This window comes from Agathobaculum sp. TL06 (assembly GCF_054658635.1).
This window is the reverse complement of sequence record NZ_BAAGGY010000006.1, coordinates 50,893-70,526: the sequence shown is the minus strand read 5'-3', so window position 1 is coordinate 70,526 and position 19,634 is coordinate 50,893. Positions and strand designations below refer to the sequence as shown.

Sequence of the window (19,634 nt, the reverse complement as noted above, 5' to 3'; positions counted from 1 at the left end):
TTAGGATATTTTATGGAGCGGTTCACCGCAGAAATCTGGAAAAAACCGTCGAAAAAGGAATTTATTCACAATATACACAGGTTTTTCCACAACCTGCCGCGCAGAAGCGGGTCAACCGGCGGCCGCACGGTCGAGCGTGCGGTACTGCAGGGCCTCGGCAAGATGCTCGGCCTGGATGGACGCGCTGCCGGCCAGATCAGCGACCGTTCTCGCCACGCGCAGCACGCGGTCGTGCGCGCGGGCGGTGAGGCCGAGCCGCTCAAACGCCGCCGCGAACATGCGGGAGGCGTCGTCGGACAGGGCGCAGTACAGCGCCAATTGCGCGGGCGGGATTCTGGCGTTGCAGATACCGTCGCCCTGCCGCTGGTACTGGACTGCGCGGGCGGCGCACACGCGGTTGCGGATCGCTGCCGAAGGCTCCTCGGCAGCCTGTCCGCGGGCGGCCAGCGCCGCGTATTCGACAGGCCGTACCGCGATCTGCAGGTCGATGCGGTCGAGCAGAGGGCCGGACAGCCGCCGCAGGTACTGCTGTACGGAAGCGGGCGAGCAGGTGCAGCGGCTGGTTCCGTACCAGCCGCATTTACAGGGGTTCATGGCTGCGATCAATTGAAAATGCGCCGGATAGGTCACCTGCCCGGCAACGCGGGAGATCGTGATTTTTCCGTCTTCGAGCGGCTGGCGCAGGGTTTCGAGCACATCGCGGTGGAATTCGGGCAGCTCGTCCAGAAATAATACCCCCTGGTGGGCCAGTGTGACCTCGCCGGGGACGGGCAGCCGCCCGCCGGTACCCGCGCCGCCCGCGACCGCGTTTGCGGAGGAGTTATGGTGCGGCGCGCGGAACGGCCGCTCCGCGCGGGCGACCGCTTCCTGGCCGCGGCCGACCGCCGACCAGACTCGGATGACCTCCAGCCGCTCCGCATCGGACAAGGGCGGCAGGATGGTGGGGAAGCGTTTTGCCACCATGCTCTTGCCCGACCCGGGCGGGCCGGAGAGCAGGATATTGTGTCCGCCCGCGGCGGCGATCTCGAGCGCGCGCTTGACCGCGTGCTGTCCCATGACGTGCGAGAAATCGAGGGCCGCGCTGCACGGCTGCGGCGCGGCAGGCGGGGGGCAGGGAGAAAGCGGGCGGCGCCCGTTCAGATGGGCGAGCAGGTCGTTCAGGCCGGCCGCCGGCAGCACGGTAATGCCGGCGGCGTAGGCGGCCTCGGCCGCGTTCTGCTGTGGGACGAACACCGTGCGAAAGCCGGCGTCCCGCGCGGCAAGCGCCATGGAAAGCGCGCCGCAGACCGGACGCAGCTCGCCGGTCAGGGACAGCTCGCCGAGAAAGACGGCGTCCTGCGGCGGGGGATCGATCTCGCCCGCGGCCGCAAGGATGGAAAGCAGGATCGGAAGGTCATAGGCGGCGCCGGCCTTTTTGGTATCTGCGGGGGCGAGGTTGACCGTCAGGCGGGAGACCGGCCAGTCGAAGCCGCAGGATTTGACTGCGGCGCGCACACGCTCCCCGGCTTCGCTGACCGCGCCGGTCGGCAGGCCGACGATATCCAGGCGGGGCAGGCCGCTGGACAGAAAGCATTCGGCCGTGACGATATACCCGTCGATGCCGCGCAGGCCGGCTGAGAAGACACGCGATACCATGTTAAGCCCCTCCGAAACGCCAATTCTTACCGCTAATACTATACTACAAAATGTCAAATTCCGCAATGCAAAACGTCAAATGCAAACTAAATGTAATATTTATGGTACAAAAAGAGCAATTTGTTTCACGATATGAAATCGGTCCCGAAAAAGCGGAAATCGTTATGAATTTGTCATATTGGGTGTTTACAATTTGAGGGAGGAGTGCTAAAATAAATACGGTTGGTGAAGATCGCTTTTTCGGCGCAAAACTGGTGCGGAAAGGTCCTTTTTCACCCCTTCAGCATGTTATAACTGAATAGGAGGATATAAACATGGCAAGAAAGATGAAGTCCATGGACGGTAACACTGCGGCCGCGCACGTGTCGTATGCGTTTACCGAGGTCGCGGGTATCTATCCGATCACCCCGTCCAGCCCCATGGCAGACAGCGTTGACCAGTGGGCAGCCGCGGGTCAGAAGAACATTTTCGGTACAACCGTCAAGGTGATCGAAATGCAGTCCGAGGCGGGTGCTGCGGGTACGGTACACGGCTCCCTTGCGGCCGGTGCGCTGACCACCACCTACACCGCGTCCCAGGGCCTGCTGCTGATGATCCCGAATATGTACAAGATCGCGGGCGAGCTGCTTCCCTGTGTCTTCCATGTTTCGGCGCGTACGGTTGCGTCCCATGCGCTGAACATCTTTGGCGACCATTCCGACGTTATGGCCTGCCGCCAGACCGGTTTCGCCATGCTGGCTGAAACCAACCCGCAGGAAGTGATGGATCTGGGCGCGGTCGCGCACCTGGCGACCATCAAGTCCCGCGTTCCGTTCATCAACTTCTTCGACGGCTTCCGCACCTCCCACGAGATCCAGAAGATCGAGGTTTGGGACTACGAGGACCTGAAGGAAATGTGCGACATGGACGCTGTCGAGGCGTTCCGCAAGCGCGCCCTCAATCCGGAGCATGCGATGATGCGCGGCTCGCACGAGAACGGCGACGTATTCTTCCAGCACCGCGAGGCCTGCAACAAGTTCTACGACGCTGTTCCGGAGATCGTAGAGGAGTACATGGGCAAGGTCAACGCCAAGCTCGGCACCGACTATCAGCTGTTCAACTACTACGGCGCTGCCGACGCTGACCGCGTGATTATCGCGATGGGCTCGATCTGCGACGTGGCGGAGGAAGTAATCGATTACCTGAACGCGCACGGCGAAAAGGTCGGTCTTGTCAAGGTCCGTCTGTACCGTCCGTGGCGTGCGGACAAGCTGCTGGCCGCGATTCCGGCTACCGCCAAGAAGATCGCTGTCCTCGACCGCACCAAGGAGCCCGGCGCGCAGGGCGAGCCGCTCTACCTCGATGTCGTCACCGCGCTGGCGAACGCCGGCATCACCGATAAGGTCGTTATCGGCGGCCGCTACGGCCTCGGCTCCAAGGACACGCCTCCGGCGTCCGTCTTTGCCGTATATGAGGAGCTGACCAAGGCCGAGCCCAAGCCCCAGTTCACCATCGGCATCACCGACGACGTCACCTACCTGTCCCTCGAGGAGAAGCCGGCGCCGAACACCGCGGCGGAAGGCACCATCGAGTGCAAGTTCTGGGGTCTCGGCGGCGACGGCACGGTCGGCGCGAACAAGAACTCCATCAAGATCATCGGCGACCATACCGACAAGTATGTTCAGGCGTACTTCCAGTACGACTCCAAGAAGACCGGCGGCGTGACCATTTCGCACCTGCGCTTTGGCGACAAGCCGATCAAGTCTCCTTACTATATCAACAAGGCGGACTTTGTTGCCTGCCATAATCCCTCCTATATCGTTAAGGGCTTCCCGATGGTCCGCGACGTTAAGCCGGGCGGTATCTTCATGATCAACTGCCAGTGGACCGACGAAGAGCTTGACCACCACATGCCGGCTGTTGCCAAGCGCTATATCGCTGCCAACAACATCCAGCTTTACACGATCAACGCGATCGACAAGGCGATTGAGATCGGCATGGGCAAGCGCACCAACACCATCCTGCAGTCTGCGTTCTTCACGCTGGCCAAGGTTATGCCGCAGGAAGAAGCGATCGGCTACATGAAGGATGCCGCTACCAAGTCCTACCTGAAGAAAGGCCAGGATATCGTCGATATGAACCACAAGGCGATCGACGTTGGCGCGACCGCGTTCCACAAGGTTGAGATTCCGGCGTCCTGGGCGAATGCTGCGGACGAAGCGGACAACCGCGACCTGCAGGGCCGTCCGGAAGTCGTCAAGATGGTCAAGGACGTTATGGAGCCCATCGGCCGCATGGACGGCGACTCCCTGCCGGTATCCGCTTTCGCCGGCGAGCATGTTGACGGTTCGTTCGAGCATGGCGCTGCCGCTTATGAGAAGCGCGGCGTAGCCGTTACCGTTCCGACCTGGAACGCCGAGACCTGCGTACAGTGCAACCAGTGCGCTTATGTCTGCCCGCACGCCACCATCCGTCCGTTCGCGCTGACCGAGGAAGAGGCTGCCGCCGCTCCGGCTTCCGCCAAGATCGTGGACATCAAGGCCGGTAAGGGCAAGGGCGTGTACAAGTACACGATGGCCGTTTCCCCGCTCGACTGCATGGGCTGCGGCGTGTGCGTAGGCGTATGCCCGACCAAGTCGCTCACCATGGTTCCGCAGGAGCAGGAAGCTGCCCAGCAGGATGCGTTCGATTACTGCGTAGCCAAGGTTGCCGAGAAGGCCGATATGATCTCGACTGCTTCCGTCAAGGACAGCCAGTTCAAGAAGCCGCTGCTTGAGTTCTCCGGCTCGTGCGCAGGCTGCGCCGAGACCTCTTACGCCCGCCTGATCACCCAGGTCTGCGGCGACCGTATGTATATCTCCAACGCTACTGGATGCTCGTCCATCTGGGGCGGTCCGGCTGCTACCAGCCCGTACACCGTCGACGCGAACGGCCACGGTCCGGCCTGGGCGAACAGCCTGTTCGAGGACAACGCGGAGCACGGCCTCGGCATGTACTATGGCCAGCTCGCCATCCGTGAGCGCCTGATCTCCAAGCTCGAAGAGATGGCTGCGGCGGACGCGACTCCGGCCGAGACCAAGGACGCGATCGCCAAGTTCCTGGAAACCAAGGACAACGGCGCTGCCAACGCGGAGCCGGCCAAGGCTCTGGCCGCTGTGCTTGAGCAGGGCGCGGCTGCCGGCTGCGACGCCTGCAAGGAAATCGTTGCGCATAAGGAATACCTGGCCAAGAAGTCCGTCTGGATCTTCGGCGGCGACGGCTGGGCTTATGATATCGGCTTCGGCGGCCTGGATCATGTCCTCGCTTCCGGCCAGGATGTAAACGTCATGGTATTCGATACCGAGGTTTACTCCAACACCGGCGGTCAGGCCTCCAAGGCGACCAACATCGGCGCGGTTGCGCAGTTCGCGGCGTCCGGCAAGACCACCAAGAAGAAGAGCCTCGCCGAGATCGCAATGAGTTACGGCTATGTATACGTTGCCCAGATCGCTATGGGCGCGAACATGAACCAGACCCTCAAGGCGATTGCGGAAGCGGAAGCCTACCCGGGACCGTCCCTCATCATCGGCTACGCCCCGTGCGAGATGCACTCCATCAAGGGCGGCATGACCAACTGCCAGGCCGAGATGAAGAAGGCTGTCGACTGCGGCTACTGGAACCTGTTCCGCTTCAACCCGCAGCTGGCGGAAGAGGGCAAGAACCCGTTCATCCTGGAGTCCAAGGAGCCCAAGACCGAGGACTACCGCAAGTTCATGATGAACGAAGCGCGCTACTCCGCGCTGACCCGTTCGTTCCCGGATCGCGCCGAGAAGCTGTTCTCCGAATCCGAGGTCGAGTCCACCAAGCGCTATGCACACCTCAAGCGCCTGCAGGACCTGTATGCTCCGGAAGCGTAAGCTACAAAAGAATGACAAAGCCCCCGCGGATATTTATCCGCGGGGGCTTTTGTGTTACAATAGGAAAAAGGAGGGAGCGGTATGAAGCGGGGGATCTTCAGGCGCCTGTGCGGTCTGCTGCTGGCGGCTGCGGCGGTGTATGGGCTGACATTCGGCGCGCTGGCGCTGCGCGGCCTGCGTTATGTGGCGCCGGACGCGGAAAGCTGGCGGCTGCTGCCGTATATCGTACCCGCCGCGCGGTATGAGCAGGAAACGAGCGTTCGGCACCGGCAGGGCGTGCAAGCGGAGGCATCCCTTGTCATCCGGTGCTATGACGCGCAGGGACGGCTGTGCCGGAGTATTGTCTGGGACAAGGGCGACTGGGTTCCGCGCCTGACCGACTTCACCTATGATGGCGCGGTCCGGACGGAATGGACCAAGGGCGCGGCGGCGTACGGCTGGCTGCGCGTGACAACGGACCAGGCGGGGCGCGATACCAGGGTCGAGCTGGACGATGGCCGGACTGCGGTGCTGTCCTATCAGGCGGATCAGACCGAACCGTACCGGACCGAATGGTTCGGCCCGCAGGGCAACCTGATCGAATGGAGCCTGTGGGAGCGGGAGGGCGATACGGCGGTTTATACCTCGGGCGGCGCGGATCGCGCGGCGTCCACCCGAATCGTTTACCGGTACGACAGCCGCGGCAATCTGCTGTCCGCTCAGGGCGGCATTGTCGGAGAGCCGCCGATCGACAAACAGTGGAGCTGGACCTATCATGATGCGGAGCGGACCGCCGTAAGGCACGGCGGCGGCCAAACCGTCCGCTTTTGCTATGACGCACAGGGGCGCACGATCACCGAAAGCGTCTATGCGGAGGATGGGGCGGAAACCTATCGTGCCGAGAGCGTTTACCGCGAGATTACCAGACAGCGTACCGAATAAAAAGGAGGATGGAACGATGAAAAGATGGATAGCAGCCGTGCTGACGGCCTGCATGCTGGCGGTTCCGGCGGGAGCCGCGGACCAGCCGAGCGACTGGGCGCAGGAAGCGGTGCAGACCGCGCGCGAGGCGGGGCTGGTGCCGGAAAAGCTGGACAGCGCCTATGAACGGGCGGCGACACGGGCGGAGTTTTGCGCGCTGGCGGCGGCGGTTTACCGTTCATGGGAAACCGAAGGGCTGCTGGGCAAAGCGGAAAAGGATACCGTATTGTTCACGGACTGTAAGGATGGGGATGTGCTGCTGTGCGCGTCGGTCGGCATCGTCAATGGAGTGGGCGGCGGAAAGTTCGAGCCGAACCGGCCGCTTCAGAGGCAGGAGGCGGCCAGTATGCTGCACCGGCTGGGCGCGCTGCGGGCGGATTACGACGGCAGCGTGCAAGGCCGTCTGCCGCATGTGTTTGCGGATGGCGCGGATATCGCCTCGTGGGCGCGCAATGATATCAACTGGGTCTACTGCCACGGCATCATGACGGGGACGGGAGACAATGCGTTTGAGCCGGCGGATGAGTATACCCGCGAGCAGTCGATCGCAACCATGCTGCGCATATATGATGCGCAGTATGCGGCCGAGATTCCGAAAGAGCAGGGGGAAGCATACCGTGTCGTGGTGGACTATTCCGGCGCGGGGGTGGGCCGCGTACATATCGAGGATGCGGCCGGCAACCGCCTGCTGACCGATTTTGCGGATACAGACGGCTATTTTTATGATGCCAAGCTGTTAGGCGAATGGGCAAGCCTGCACTGGCAGCCGGATGCGGAAAGCGGATTTGCGTGCGCGTTATACAACCTGAGAACCGGCGACACATTGGCGGATTATCAGGCTGACACCGTGGATGCACAGTCGGGCCTGGCATGGGCGTACTCGATAGGCGAAGACACGGCGGACAGCCGCATCCTGTATGCGAACGGTACCTACAGTACGGAAACCTATCAGCCGGTGACCGATTGGGCGGACGGCAGGGCCGTGATCCGCGAGGGGGATGCCGTGTGTGCGATCAACCATAAGGGGGAGCGCCTCTGGCGCATGAATATTTCGCTCGATCAGGTGCAGGTGTACGGCGGGATCGGAGACCGCTTTGTGATAGAGCGCGACGGGGCATACTGCCTGATTACCGATGGCAGGATGGGAACGGTGAGCGAAACGCCGATGCTCCTGAACCGATGGAGCGATACTTATATCGCGCAGGACAGCGGGTACTATACGCTGTATGACTTTTCCGGCCGCCGCTTGAGCGAAACCTATGCCAACGCGATGATCGAGGCGGGGCAGGACCTTTATGCCTGCTGGCTGTCGGACACTGAGTACACCTATATCCGCTGCACGGAGTACGGAAATCCCCAAACGCTGTTTACGGTTTCCGTCAACCAGCGGCCGGGGCCGCTGGCGACCGACGGCGCGGGGGTGTATGCCCTGCAGACCGGCGCGCAGACCGTTGCCTGCTTCGACCGCTTTGGGGATACGCTCGGCACGATCGAAGCGCCGTTCGCAGTCGGGGAAGTGGACTTTGCAGACGGATGTGTCCGTATCAGGGGGAAGGCGCTTGAAACCGCTCAGCAGACCGCGCTCTTCCTTCCGACCGGAGAGCCGGCCGAATAAACCAAAACGCGAAACAGGAGCAGCAAGCGCTGCTCCTGTTCCGCGTTTTACCGCACGCCCGTCAGATCCTTGATACACTCGCCCGCGAGGATCATGCCCGCTACCGGCGGCACAAAGGAAACGCTGCCGGGTACGGCGCGCCCGGCGGTGCCTTTCTGCTCGGCCGAGGGCAGGGGCGTGCGCGGTTCCTCCCTGGAGTAGACGACCTTCAGGCGCTTGATGCGGCGTTTTTTGCATTCCAGCCGGATGACCCGCGCGAGCGGGCAGACCGAGGTCTTGTAAATATCCGCGACTTCAAACCGCGTGGGATCGAGCTTGTTGCCTGTCCCCATGGAGCAAATCAGCGGCACGCCCAGCCGGTCGCATGCGGCGATCAGATGCAGCTTGGCGGTCACGGTGTCGATCGCGTCGATCACATAGTCGAAACGGGTGAGGTCGAGCGCGCTGTCCGGCGTGTAGAACATGCGGAGCGCATGGACGGTGCAGCGCGGGTTGATATCCGCGATGCGCGCGCGCATCGCGTCCACCTTCGGCTGGCCGGACGTGGACGCAAGCGCGATAAGCTGGCGGTTGCGGTTGGTGAGCGCGACCGTATCGTTGTCGATCAGCGTCATCTCGCCTACGCCGGCGCGCGCGAGCGCTTCACACGCGAACGAGCCGACACCGCCTACGCCGAACACGGCGACATGGGACGCGGCGAGCGTCTGGATGGCCTGTGCGCCGAGCAGCAGCTCAGCGCGGGAAAATTCATGCAACATAAAGAAACCTCGTAAACAGCCACGCGGCGGCACAGAACGCGCCGGTGAAAATGAAACGCACCGAGACCCTCTGGGCGGCCTCGGTGCGGGACGGACAGATCAGCTGCGCGGTTCGGAGGCGGTCAGCTCCGCCTGGACGACCAGCCGCTGCTTGAGCGAACCGGACGGCGTGCCGGTAAACAGGGTGAGCACGGCCTCGCGCCCCTCGACAGGCTCGGTCACCCAGACCTCGGTAGGCTCGACCGTTACCGCCTGGAATACCGTATAGGTATATTGCGTGTCCTGGTCGGCGAGCAGGATGGTATCCCCTTCGCCGAGCAATTCCAGATGACGCATCAGAGCGTCGGAGCGGTCGCCCGCGATCACGCAGTTGCCGGGCGCACCGGGCAGCGCGCTTCCCGCGAGATGCCCCGCGCCGAGCGCGAGGTCTTTCAGCTCAGTGCCTTCGACCACATTGTCGGCAGTGCCGAGCTTGGGCAGCTTAATCACGCCGACCTGCAGCGCCTCTTCCGGAGCGGTAGCCGTGCCGTAGGCGTCGCAGTCGGTCAGGTAGACCAGCTCCTCCTCGTCGGGGATGCTCTGCTCAATCCATTGCTCGGAAACCGGCGCGGGGTCCGCCGCGATCGTCTCTTTACCGACCAGCGTACCCCAGGGATAGTTGATGCCCTCGGTCAGCAGGCCGAAGGCCGCGATCGCGATACCCGAGATCAACAGGCCGCGTTCGATGGTTGTCTTTGTTTTACGTTCCATGCAAATCACCTAATAAGAGAGTATACTGAACGGCGGCGCGTTGTCAACCGCCATGCGGAAAAACTGAAAAAAACCTGTCCGCGGGACAGGTTTTTGGATGGAGCGGCTGACGAGGCTCGAACTCGCTACCTCCACCTTGGCAAGGTGGCGCTCTACCAGATGAGCTACAGCCGCATATAAATGGTGCCTCCGGGCGGAATCGCTTTGCTGCGGCAAAGCCACGGCGGTTAAAACAATCCACCGGATTGTTTTCAAGTGCCGCCTTTCGATTCCCTCGTCAGCGGGATTGTTTTTGATAAGCGCCACATGGCGCTTATCAAAAAGTGGTGCCTCCGGGCGGAATCGAACCACCGACACGGGGATTTTCAGTCCCCTGCTCTACCGACTGAGCTACAGAGGCGTTTCGCAACGTGCCTGTTAAGTATAGTCGATTTTTGCGGAAAAGTCAACCATAAATTTTCCTTTTCTGTGGGGAGCTTGCGCGCATGTTCGGGTTCATGGTATGATAAAAAGCAATGGAAGGGGAGAGTGCCATGCGCATTTGGACCGGCCGCGCGGGCAGCGGCAAAACAACGGCGATCCTGCGGGAGATCGCCGCCCGCTGTGAAAGCGGCGAGGGACGGCAGATCTTGCTTGTGCCGGAGCTGAACTCACACCGGATGGAGCGGTCGCTCGCCACGGCGACGGACAATCGGGGCGCGCGCACCGCAGAGGTGCTGACGTTCTCCCGCCTGGCTGATCGGGTGTTTTCCGAGGTCGGCGGGCTGGCGCAGCAGATGTTGACGCCGGCCGGACAGCTCCTCACTCTGCAGGAGGCCGCGCGCCGTGTTCAGGGCGGGCTGTCCGTATGGGGCGGCCTGGCGGACAAGCCCGAGCTGCTCGGCGAGGCGCTGGGGCTGGTGGACGAGTGCAAGACCTGTGCGGTCGCGCCGGAGGCGCTGTTCGCCGCCGCGGAGACGTGCGGGGACACGGCGCTTGCAGCGAAGCTGTCCGACCTGGCGCAGTTATTGACCGCGTATGAGCGCCTGTGCGACGAATCCCTGCCCGACCCGCGCGACCGGCTGACCCATCTGCGCGACCGGCTTGCGGAAAGTCATGTGCTGGACGGCGCGGCGGTGTATCTGGACGGCTTTCTGGGCTTTACGCCGCAGGAGCTGGCCGTGGTCGATGCCATGCTGGCGGCGGGCGTGCCGCTGGCGGCCGCGGTCGCCTGCGATATGGCGTATCCGGAAATATTCGTCACGGGCTGCAAAACGGTCAAGACCCTGGAGCGCATGGCAAAGCGGCATAACCGGAAAGCGGAGCGCATCGAGCTTGGCGCAAGCAGGGTTGCGCGGCCGGCGGGCCTGGCGGCGGTGGAGGCGCAAGGCCTGCTGCCCGTGCGCGTTCCGCAGGAGGCGTGCGAAGGGGTGCGCCTGTACGCCGCCGCGTCGCCGTTTGACGAGTGCGAGCACGCGGCGGCCTATATCCGGCGCAAGGTGCGCGATGAGGGCGCGCGCTACCGCGATTTCGTGGTGGCCGCGCGCGACATCGAGCCGTACAGCGCGTTCCTCGCCATGGCGATGGCGCGATATGACGTGCCGGTGTTCCTGGCGGAAAAGCCCGACCTGCTCTCCCGCCCGCCGATGGCGCTGGTCACGGGCGCGCTGAACGCGGCGCAGTCCTATTTCAAATACGAGGACCTGTTCGGCTGTCTCAAAACCGGCTTGATGCACCTGACGCGCGAGGAGTCGGACAAGCTGGAGAATTACGCGCTGACCTGGAATATCCGCGGCGGCGCGTGGGAGCGGGAATGGACCGAGCATCCGGACGGGTACGGTCAGCCGTTCGACGACCGCGCGCGGGCGCAGCTTGCGGAGCTGAACGCGCTGCGCGCGCGCTTGATCGGCCCGTTTTCCGCGCTGCGCGAAAGGCTGAAAGGGGAGCAGCCGGCGTCTGGCTGTGTGCGTGCGCTGTACGACTTCCTGCTCGCGGTGGACGCGCCGCGGCGCATGGCCGATCGCGCGGCCGCGCACGAGGCGGCCGGACGCCTGCAGCTTGCGGATGAGTACCGCCAGCTGTGGGAGATTCTGGTGTCCGCCATGGAGCAGTTCGCATGGGTATGCGGGGATACGCCGCTGACGGCGGAACGGTTTGCGAAGCTGTTCCGTCTGGTGCTGGGCGAATACGACGTAGGTACGATACCCGTCTCGCTCGACCGTGTGACCTGCGGCAATATCGAACGCGCATGCGGGGAAAACGCGAAATATGTGATCCTGCTCGGGGTAAACGACGGGCTGATCCCCAAGGCGCCCTCCTCCGCCTCGCTGCTCAGCGATATGGAGCGGGACAAGCTGGACGCGCTGGGGGTGGAACTGAAAGCCTACGGCGTGGAGCGCCTGCTCATGGAGCAGGAGACCCTGTACCGCGCGCTTGCCTGCCCCACCGAGGAGTTGCTGCTCATCTGGCATATGAGCGACGCCGCGGGAGGGGAGACGCGCCCGTCGTATTTTGTGGGCGTGGTGCGGGGGCTGCTGCCCGACGCGCCGTTTTCCACGCACCAGACGGAAACCGCGCAGGACCGCCTGCAGGCGGAGCGTCCGGCGGTCGAAATGGCCTGCGCATACCTGTCCGGCGACCGCACGGCGGCGGTGCGCGCGGCCTACGGCTTTTACCGCGACGACGAGCGGGTACACCATGCCGCGCGGCAGCGGCGCGGGCGGGGGCCGCTGACCAGCCCGCATACGATAGAGGGGCTGTATGGGAAAAGCCTCAACCTGACCGCCTCGCGCGTGGACACCTTTTACTCCTGCCGGTTCGCGTTTTTCATGCAGTACGGCCTGAAAGCCAGGCCGCGCCGCGTGGCGCGGTTTGACGCGCTCGAAACCGGCACGTTCATCCACTATGTGCTGGAGCATGCGCTGAACGCGCTGGGAAAAGGCGCGGGCGGCGCGGCGGCTGCGGAGGAAGCGGCGGTCCGGCGCGCCTGCCGCGCGGCGGTCCGGCAGTATGTGCAGGAGGAACTGGGCGGCCTGGAGAACAAGACCGCGCGCTTCCGCTATCTGTTCGGGCGGCTGACACGCACGGTCGAGCAAATTTTGGACAACGTGATCGACGAGCTGCGCGTTTCCGACTTCGCACCGATCGATTATGAGGTGGATTTTTCGCGCGGCGGCGACCTGCCGCCCGTCCTGTGCGCGGAGGGGGACGTTTCGGTGTCCCTCTCGGGCAAGGTGGACCGCGTGGACGGGTATATCAAAAACGGGCGGCTGTACCTGCGCGTGATGGACTACAAAAGCGGCAAAAAGTCGTTTTCCCTGTCGGATATCTGGTATGGGCTGAACATGCAGCTTGTTATCTACCTGTATGCGCTTCAGCAGGAGGGCTTGGAGCGCTACCGCAAGCGCCTGACCCAAACGCTCAACGAAATCGTACCCGCGGGCGTTTTATACGTCCCCGTGCGGGACGAGCTGCCCGATGCGGCGCGCGATATCGACGAGGACGCGCTCCGCGCCCTGCGCGACAAGGCGCTGCGCCGCAGCGGCCTGTTGAGCGACGACATGGAGCTGCTCGAGGCGATGGAGCACGGGCTGGAAGGCGACGGACGGTTTATTCCGGTCACGATCAAGGTGAAAAAGGGGGAGGACGCGCCCTCGCTCGCGGCGAAATCCGCAGTGGCCGACCTGGCGCGGTTTGGAAAGCTGGCCAGGTATACGCATGAAAAGCTGCTCGAAATGGGGCGCGAGCTGCGCGCGGGCAGCGTGGCCGCGGACCCGTGCAAAAAGGATAAAGCATCGAGCTTTTGCGACTGGTGCGACTTCCGCGCCGCCTGCCGCTTCGATGAAACGGCGGGGGACAGGGCGCGGTGGCTCCGGCACCTGTCGGACGAGGAGTTTTGGCAGCAGGTAGGGGGTGAATGACATGCCGCAATGGACCAAAGAGCAGGAAACCGCCATCCATGACAGGGGCGGCGCGCTGCTGGTGTCGGCGGCGGCAGGCTCGGGCAAGACCGCGGTGCTGGTTGAGCGCGTGCTCGCGCGGCTGACCGACCCGAACGATCCGGTGGATATCGACCGTCTGCTGCTCGTGACCTTTACTAACGCGGCGGCAGCCGAGATGCGCGAGCGCATCGGCGCCGCGCTGGGCGAGGCGGCGGCGAAAGCGCCGCACGATACGCGCCTGCGCCGCCAGATGTTTCTGGTACACCGCGCGAAGATCACGACCGTACACGCGCTGTGCCTGTCGCTCGCGCGCGAGCAGGCGGCGGCGCTCGGCATCGCGCCGGATTTTCGGCTGATGGATGAGAACGAGGGCAAGATCCTGCGCGCCGAGGTGCTTGAGGAGGTGCTCGACGCGGCATACGAGCGCGGGGACGCGGGCTTTTTCGCGCTCTGCGACCTGCTCGCCGCAGGGCGGGACGACAAGAAGCTGGGCGAGGTCATCCTTGGCACCTACGAAAAAATACAGGCGCATCCCGACCCGCGCGCCTTCCTGGAGGAGGTGCGGCGAGGGCTGTACGCGCGCGGGATGGATACCCCGCACGGGCGCGTCCTGCTTGCGCAGGCGCGCGCGGCGGCGGAGCACGGCGCGGCGTTTCTGCGCATGGCAGCGGCCGCGGTGACCGGTGTCGACGGCCTGGCCGACGCTTACCTGCCCGCGCTGACGAGCGACCTGAACCGCGCCGAGCGCCTGCTGGAAGCCCTGCGCGGCGGGGACTGGGACGACTGTGTGGAGGCCGCGCGGTCGATCACGTTCGACCGGCTGGGAGCCGCGCGTAAATTTGAGGACAAGGCGTTCCTTGAGGAAGTCAAGGCGATGCGCGAGGAGTGGAAGGACGCCGCCAAAGCCATCCGCGGCAAATGGCTGACCGTTACGGCGGCCGAGGCTGAATACGACCGCGCCCTGACCGCGCGCGCGCTGTTTGCGCTGATCGACATGGTAAATGCGTTCGACGACGCCTTTTCCGCGGCCAAGCGCGCGCGGAACGCGGCGGACTTTAACGATTTGGAGCATTTTGCGGTGCGCCTGCTGTACGAGGAGGGACGGCCCTCTGCGCTGGCCGCAGCGCTGTCCGAAGGCTATGCGGAGATCGCGGTGGATGAATACCAGGACACCAACGCCGTGCAGGACGCGATCTTCCGCGCGCTGTCCCGCGATGGGACCAACCTGTTCATGGTGGGCGACGTCAAGCAGAGCATCTACGGCTTCCGGCTGGCCGACCCCTCCATCTTCCTGTCCAAATACCGGACCTTTGCCGAGGCGGGGGAAGCGGGCGCGGGACAGCCGCGCCGCGTGGTGCTGGGGCGGAACTTCCGCTCGCGCGCGGCGGTGCTGGATGCGTGCAACTACCTGTTTGCCGCCGTGATGGGCGAAACGGTGGGCGGCCAGGCGTATACCGAACGGGAAGCGCTGCATCTGGGCGCAGACTATTATCCGGATGCGGACGACCCGCGCTACCGGACCGAGGTGCTGCTGGTGGACGCGGCAGGGCTTGGCGAGGACGACGACGCGCCCGACAAGACCGCGCTCGAGGCGCGGCTTGCTGCGCAGCGCATCCGCGCGCTGCTGGACGAGGGCTTTCCCGTGCTGGATAAGGAAACGGGCGCCCTGCGTCCGGTCACGCCGGGGGATATTGTGATCCTGCTGCGCTCGCCCAAAACCAAGGCGCGCACGTTCATCGCCGCGCTTGAGCAGACGGGCGTTTCCGCGAGCGCGGAGGAGCGCGGCGGCCTGCTGGAAACCGCCGAGGTGGGCGCGGTGGTTTCGCTCCTGAACGTGATCGATAACCCGAGGCAGGACGTGGACCTGATCGGCGCGCTGCGTTCGCCGCTGTTCGGCTTCACCGAGCAGGAACTGGCGGATATCCGTCTGACAGACCGCAAGGCAAGCTATTACGACGCGCTGGTGCAGTCGCGCGGCGATTTTCCGAAGGTTGAGGCGTTCCTGCAGCGGCTGGATTTCCTGCGCGGCTTCGCGTGCGACCAGCCGGTGTACCGCCTGCTGTGGGAGATCTATGACCAGACGGGCGCGCTCGGCCTGTACGGCGCGCTGCCGGGCGGCGCGCAGCGGCAGGCCAACCTGCTCGCCTTTTTCGAGCGGGCGCGGGCGTTCGAGGGGCAGGGCTTCCGCGGCCTGTTCGCGTTCGTGCGCCTGCTGCGCGGCATGCAGGAAACGGGCGAGGACTTCCAGACGGTCGGCGCGGAGGTATCGGGCGGCGCGGTGCGCATCATGAGCATCCACAAGTCCAAGGGGCTGGAATTTCCGGTGGTGCTGGTGGCGGACTGCGCGAAGCAGTTTAACGAAGCGGACCTGCGCGAGCCGGTGCTGGTGCATCAGTCCCTGGGGTTTGGCGGCAAGTGCCGCGACCGGAGCCGCGGCGTACAGTACGACACAGCCGAGCGCACAGCGGTCGCGGTGCTGCAGCGCCGCGAGATGGTAAGCGAGGAGCTGCGCGTACTGTATGTTGCGCTTACGCGCGCGAAAGAGAAGCTCATCCTCACCTGCGCAAGCGGAACGCTGCAGCGGTCGCTGGAAAAATGGGCGCGGCTGGCCGCGCTGGACGAGCTGCCGCAGTATGCGATGGGCGCGGTGCGCGCGCCGCTGGCCTGGATTCTCGCGCCGCTGCTGCGGCACCCCTGCGCGCGCGCGCTGAAGGAGCAGTATGGCCTGTCGGTGCCGGAGCACGGTACGGATAACGATGCGTTCCTCCTGCGCGTGTACCAGCCGGACGAGCTGGCGCCGCCGGAACAGGAGGTGCTGCGCTATGTGGAGACGGATACGGCGGGGTACGAGGTCAAGCCCTACCTGAGCTATCCGCGCGCGTATCTTTCCGAGCTGCCCAGCAAGCTGACCGCGACCGGCGTGGGCCGCGGCTACCGTGCGGACGAGGCCGCGGAGGAGACGGCGCCCCCGCGCCGCGAGCCGAAGCTGCGCGCGCCGCTGTTCGAGCAGGAGGCGCGGCGCCTCACGCCCGCTGAGATTGGCACGGCGCACCATCTGTTTATGCAGTTCTGCGATTTCGCGGCGGCCGCCGCGCCGGACGGCGTGGAGCGTGAGCGCGACCGGCTGGAGGAAAAGCGCATCCTGTCGCCGCAGCAGGCGGCGGCGATTGAGCCGGAAAAGATTCGGGCGTTTTTTACCTCGGCGCTGTACCACGGGCTGATGGCGGAGCATCCAGTGCGGCGGGAGTTCAAGTTTTCCGTGCTGGTGCCGGCCGCGCGGTATTTTCCGGTCGCGGCCGACGCGCCGGAGGAAAAGGTGCTGCTGCAGGGCGTGATCGACTGCCTGATCGACACGCCGGAGGGCTTTGTGATCGTGGATTTCAAAACAGACCGCGTATCAAAGGACGGGCTTGCCGCCCGCGCGGCGCGGTACCGCCCGCAGCTTGACGCGTATGCGGACGCGGTGGAGGCGGTTTTCGGCAGGCCGGTGAAACAGCGTGTTTTGTACTTTTTTGATACGGGAAATACCTGGGAAATGGGGAAATAGCGGTTAAGGTTGCGTTAAGAAAACGCCGATCGGGTTGACAAGGCCGCGGATAGATGGTAGCCTGTTATCAGCAAAAGAGAGCAACCCCGCCGGCGGAAAACGCCGCAAGTTTTTAAGTAGACCACAACATTCATTCCTCATTTCTAATAGAAAGAACCGCAGCAGATCTGCTGCGGTTCTTTCTATTGCCCGCATCGCTATTGCGCGCTTTGTATAAGCGGGCCGCGCCAAAAACCTGCAAAATCTGCTATATGCCCGCTTTACTTTACCTGGTAAAAAGGATATAATAAAAAGCAATATACAATCTGGAAAAACAGGAATGAAAAAGGAGAGGAAAACGCATGGCGTATTATTTCAGCGAGCCTTCGCACACGTTCAACGAATACCTGCTCGTACCCGGTTATTCGTCCGCGGAATGTATTCCGGCGAACGTCAGCCTCCGCACCCCGATCGTCAAGTTCAGAAAAGGACAGGAGTCCTCCCTGTATGCGAACATCCCGATGGTTTCGGCCATCATGCAGGCGGTTTCGGACGACCGCATGGCGATCGCGCTCGCGCAGGAGGGCGGCATTTCCTTTATTTACGGCTCGCAGACCATCGAGAGCGAGGCCGCGATGGTGTCCCGCGTCAAGAGCTACAAGGCCGGCTTCATCGTATCCGATTCCAACGTCAAGCCGGATCAGACGCTGGCGGATATCCTCGAGTTGAAGGCACGGACCGGTCACTCCACCGTTGCGGTCACGGACGACGGCACGGCTACCGGTAGACTGCTCGGCATCGTCACCAGCCGCGACTACCGCGTTTCCCGCATGGAGACCAACGTGAAGGTGTCCGAGTTCATGACCCCGTTTGAAAAGCTGATTACCGCGCCGGCGGACACCACGCTCAAGATCGCCAACGATATCATCTGGGATCATAAGCTCAATTCGCTCCCGCTGGTGGATGAGGAGCAGCATCTTGTTTATCTGGTGTTCCGCAAGGACTATGACAGCCACAAGGCAAATTCGCTTGAGCTGCTTGACGAGCATAAGCGCTATGTGGTGGGCGCGGGCATCAATACCCGCGATTATGCCGAGCGCGTACCCGCTCTGGTCGAGGCCGGCGCGGATGTGCTGTGCATCGATTCCTCCGAGGGCTTTTCCGAGTGGCAGAGCCGCACGCTCGCGTGGGTGCGCGAGAATTACGGCGACACAGTTAAGGTCGGCGCGGGCAACGTCGTCGATCGGGAAGGCTTCCGCTTCCTCGCGGACGCGGGCGCGGACTTTGTCAAGGTCGGCATCGGCGGCGGTTCGATCTGCATCACTCGCGAGCAGAAGGGCATCGGCCGCGGCCAGGCGACCGCGCTGATCGAGGTTGCCGCGGCGCGCGATGAATATTACCTGGAAACCGGCGTATATGTGCCGATCTGCTCGGACGGCGGCATCGTACACGATTACCACTGCACGCTGGCGCTGGCCATGGGCGCGGACTTCCTGATGCTGGGGCGCTACTTCTCCCGCTTTGACGAATCCCCGACCAACAAGGTCAACATCAACGGCAGCTACATGAAGGAATATTGGGGCGAAGGATCGGCCCGCGCGCGCAACTGGCAGCGCTACGATATGGGCGGCGACAAGAAGCTGTCTTTTGAGGAGGGCGTGGATTCCTATGTGCCGTACGCCGGCTCGCTCAAGGATAACCTGGGGCTGACGCTGAGCAAGGTGCGCTCGACCATGTGCAACTGCGGCGCGCTCTCCATTCCGGAATTCCAGAAGAAGGCGAAGATCACGCTCGTATCCGCCACCTCGATTGTCGAGGGCGGCGCGCATGACGTTGTGCTGAAAGAAACCTCGACAACGTCCAAGTAATACGGTTTTTGACCCGAAGATTGCCCCGTAGAAGACTGCGGGGCAATTCTTATCGGAAAGGAGGCAGGCATGGATACGGAAAAATGGATGGACGCGTTCACACAGGCAGTGCTGGAAGCGTTCGGTGAAAGGGTGTGCTGCGTTGGCCTGCAGGGCAGCCGAGCCCGCGGGGAAGCGGGGCCGGACAGCGACATCGATGTGGTCGTGATCCTGGACGCATGGCACATGGAGGACTGGCCGCGTTATGAGGCGGTGCTGGAAAGCCTGCCCGCACGGGACAAGGTGTGCGGCTTTGTATCCGGCAGGGAAGAGCTGCTGCACTGGGAGCCGTCCGAGCTGTTCGGGTTCTACTATGATACCAGGGTGTGGTACGGCAGCCTTGCGGCGCTGCGGGAGCGCTTCGGCCCGTCCGACGCCCGCCGCGCCGTGCGGATCGGCGCCTGCGGGCTCTACCACATGTGCGTACATAACCGCCTGCACGAAAAAAGCGGGCAGCTCCTGCGGGAACTGTATAAATCCGCCTTTTTCGTCCTGCGCGCAGCGCATTTCTGTCGGACGGGCGCGTTTGTCGCCCGCCGGTCGGAGCTTTTGCCGCTGTTGCAGGGAGAGGAGCGGCTGATCCTGGCGGCGGGCATGCCGCATCAGGAGGGGACGGAACCGTTTGAAATCCAATCCGAGCGGCTTTTGCAGTGGGCAGGCAGCCTGATCCGGTCTTACACTTGAGGGT

10 protein-coding genes and 2 tRNA genes are annotated in these 19,634 nt (G+C 63.5%); 7 read left to right on the top strand and 5 right to left on the bottom strand.

The window, feature by feature from the left end; translation table 11 throughout:
* Positions 1-111: 111 nt before the first annotated feature.
* Positions 112-1,635: a YifB family Mg chelatase-like AAA ATPase gene (locus ACYQ3S_RS04965; protein WP_459687606.1), complete on the bottom strand. Its 1,524-nt coding sequence runs from the start codon at positions 1,633-1,635 to the stop codon at positions 112-114.
* A 314-nt stretch (positions 1,636-1,949) separates the two neighbouring features.
* On the opposite strand from ACYQ3S_RS04965, the gene nifJ reads away from it, so the two are divergent.
* The 3 genes from nifJ to ACYQ3S_RS04950 all read left to right on the top strand — a co-directional run bounded on the left by nifJ (position 1,950) and on the right by ACYQ3S_RS04950 (position 8,085).
* Positions 1,950-5,510 (top strand): pyruvate:ferredoxin (flavodoxin) oxidoreductase, encoded by a 3,561-nt coding sequence (gene nifJ / locus ACYQ3S_RS04960; RefSeq protein WP_459687605.1) that lies wholly within the window; start codon positions 1,950-1,952, stop codon positions 5,508-5,510.
* A gap of 81 nt (positions 5,511-5,591) precedes the next feature.
* On the top strand, positions 5,592-6,431 hold the full coding sequence (locus ACYQ3S_RS04955; RefSeq protein WP_459687604.1) for a hypothetical protein: 840 nt from the start codon (positions 5,592-5,594) through the stop codon (positions 6,429-6,431).
* 16 nt (positions 6,432-6,447) lie between these two features.
* Entirely contained in the window at positions 6,448-8,085 is a 1,638-nt protein-coding gene (locus tag ACYQ3S_RS04950; protein ID WP_459687603.1) for an S-layer homology domain-containing protein, read from the top strand.
* A gap of 47 nt (positions 8,086-8,132) precedes the next feature.
* Here ACYQ3S_RS04950 and ACYQ3S_RS04945 read toward each other — a convergent pair whose 3' ends face one another.
* The 4 genes from ACYQ3S_RS04945 to ACYQ3S_RS04930 form a co-directional block, all read right to left on the bottom strand.
* On the bottom strand, positions 8,133-8,843 hold the full coding sequence (locus ACYQ3S_RS04945) for a tRNA threonylcarbamoyladenosine dehydratase (RefSeq protein WP_459687602.1): 711 nt from the start codon (positions 8,841-8,843) through the stop codon (positions 8,133-8,135).
* A 99-nt stretch (positions 8,844-8,942) separates the two neighbouring features.
* Positions 8,943-9,593 carry a sortase gene (locus ACYQ3S_RS04940; protein ID WP_459687601.1) on the bottom strand — a complete coding sequence of 217 codons (651 nt, stop codon included), beginning with the start codon at positions 9,591-9,593 and terminating at the stop codon, positions 8,943-8,945.
* 98 nt (positions 9,594-9,691) lie between these two features.
* A tRNA-Gly gene (locus tag ACYQ3S_RS04935) sits at positions 9,692-9,767 on the bottom strand.
* Positions 9,768-9,917: 150 nt separating this feature from the next.
* Positions 9,918-9,993, bottom strand: a tRNA-Phe gene (locus ACYQ3S_RS04930).
* 133 nt (positions 9,994-10,126) lie between these two features.
* Between ACYQ3S_RS04930 and ACYQ3S_RS04925 the strand changes: the two genes are divergently transcribed.
* The 4 genes from ACYQ3S_RS04925 to ACYQ3S_RS04910 all read left to right on the top strand — a co-directional run bounded on the left by ACYQ3S_RS04925 (position 10,127) and on the right by ACYQ3S_RS04910 (position 19,630).
* Positions 10,127-13,492 carry a PD-(D/E)XK nuclease family protein gene (locus ACYQ3S_RS04925; RefSeq protein WP_459687600.1) on the top strand — a complete coding sequence of 1,122 codons (3,366 nt, stop codon included), beginning with the start codon at positions 10,127-10,129 and terminating at the stop codon, positions 13,490-13,492.
* A gap of 1 nt (position 13,493) precedes the next feature.
* On the top strand, positions 13,494-17,060 hold the full coding sequence (gene addA / locus ACYQ3S_RS04920) for a helicase-exonuclease AddAB subunit AddA (RefSeq protein WP_459687599.1): 3,567 nt from the start codon (positions 13,494-13,496) through the stop codon (positions 17,058-17,060).
* A gap of 341 nt (positions 17,061-17,401) precedes the next feature.
* A complete protein-coding gene (locus ACYQ3S_RS04915) occupies positions 17,402-18,907 on the top strand; it encodes an IMP dehydrogenase (RefSeq protein ID WP_459687598.1) in 1,506 nt (501 codons plus the stop codon).
* 69 nt (positions 18,908-18,976) lie between these two features.
* Positions 18,977-19,630 carry a nucleotidyltransferase domain-containing protein gene (locus ACYQ3S_RS04910; protein WP_459687597.1) on the top strand — a complete coding sequence of 218 codons (654 nt, stop codon included), beginning with the start codon at positions 18,977-18,979 and terminating at the stop codon, positions 19,628-19,630.
* Positions 19,631-19,634 lie beyond the last annotated feature (4 nt).

What these genes read in the sequence shown, in the direction of transcription:
- ACYQ3S_RS04955 (WP_459687604.1), top strand. Translation starts at nt 5,592, where the DNA reads ATGAAGCGGGGGATCTTCAGGCGCCTGTGCGGTCTGCTGCTGGCGGCT.
- ACYQ3S_RS04915 (WP_459687598.1), top strand. Translation starts at nt 17,402, where the DNA reads ATGGCGTATTATTTCAGCGAGCCTTCGCACACGTTCAACGAATACCTG.
- ACYQ3S_RS04945 (WP_459687602.1), bottom strand. Translation starts at nt 8,843, where the DNA reads ATGTTGCATGAATTTTCCCGCGCTGAGCTGCTGCTCGGCGCACAGGCC.
- nifJ (WP_459687605.1), top strand. Translation starts at nt 1,950, where the DNA reads ATGGCAAGAAAGATGAAGTCCATGGACGGTAACACTGCGGCCGCGCAC.
- ACYQ3S_RS04925 (WP_459687600.1), top strand. Translation starts at nt 10,127, where the DNA reads ATGCGCATTTGGACCGGCCGCGCGGGCAGCGGCAAAACAACGGCGATC.
- ACYQ3S_RS04910 (WP_459687597.1), top strand. Translation starts at nt 18,977, where the DNA reads ATGGATACGGAAAAATGGATGGACGCGTTCACACAGGCAGTGCTGGAA.
- ACYQ3S_RS04965 (WP_459687606.1), bottom strand. Translation starts at nt 1,635, where the DNA reads ATGGTATCGCGTGTCTTCTCAGCCGGCCTGCGCGGCATCGACGGGTAT.
- addA (WP_459687599.1), top strand. Translation starts at nt 13,494, where the DNA reads ATGCCGCAATGGACCAAAGAGCAGGAAACCGCCATCCATGACAGGGGC.
- ACYQ3S_RS04940 (WP_459687601.1), bottom strand. Translation starts at nt 9,593, where the DNA reads ATGGAACGTAAAACAAAGACAACCATCGAACGCGGCCTGTTGATCTCG.
- ACYQ3S_RS04950 (WP_459687603.1), top strand. Translation starts at nt 6,448, where the DNA reads ATGAAAAGATGGATAGCAGCCGTGCTGACGGCCTGCATGCTGGCGGTT.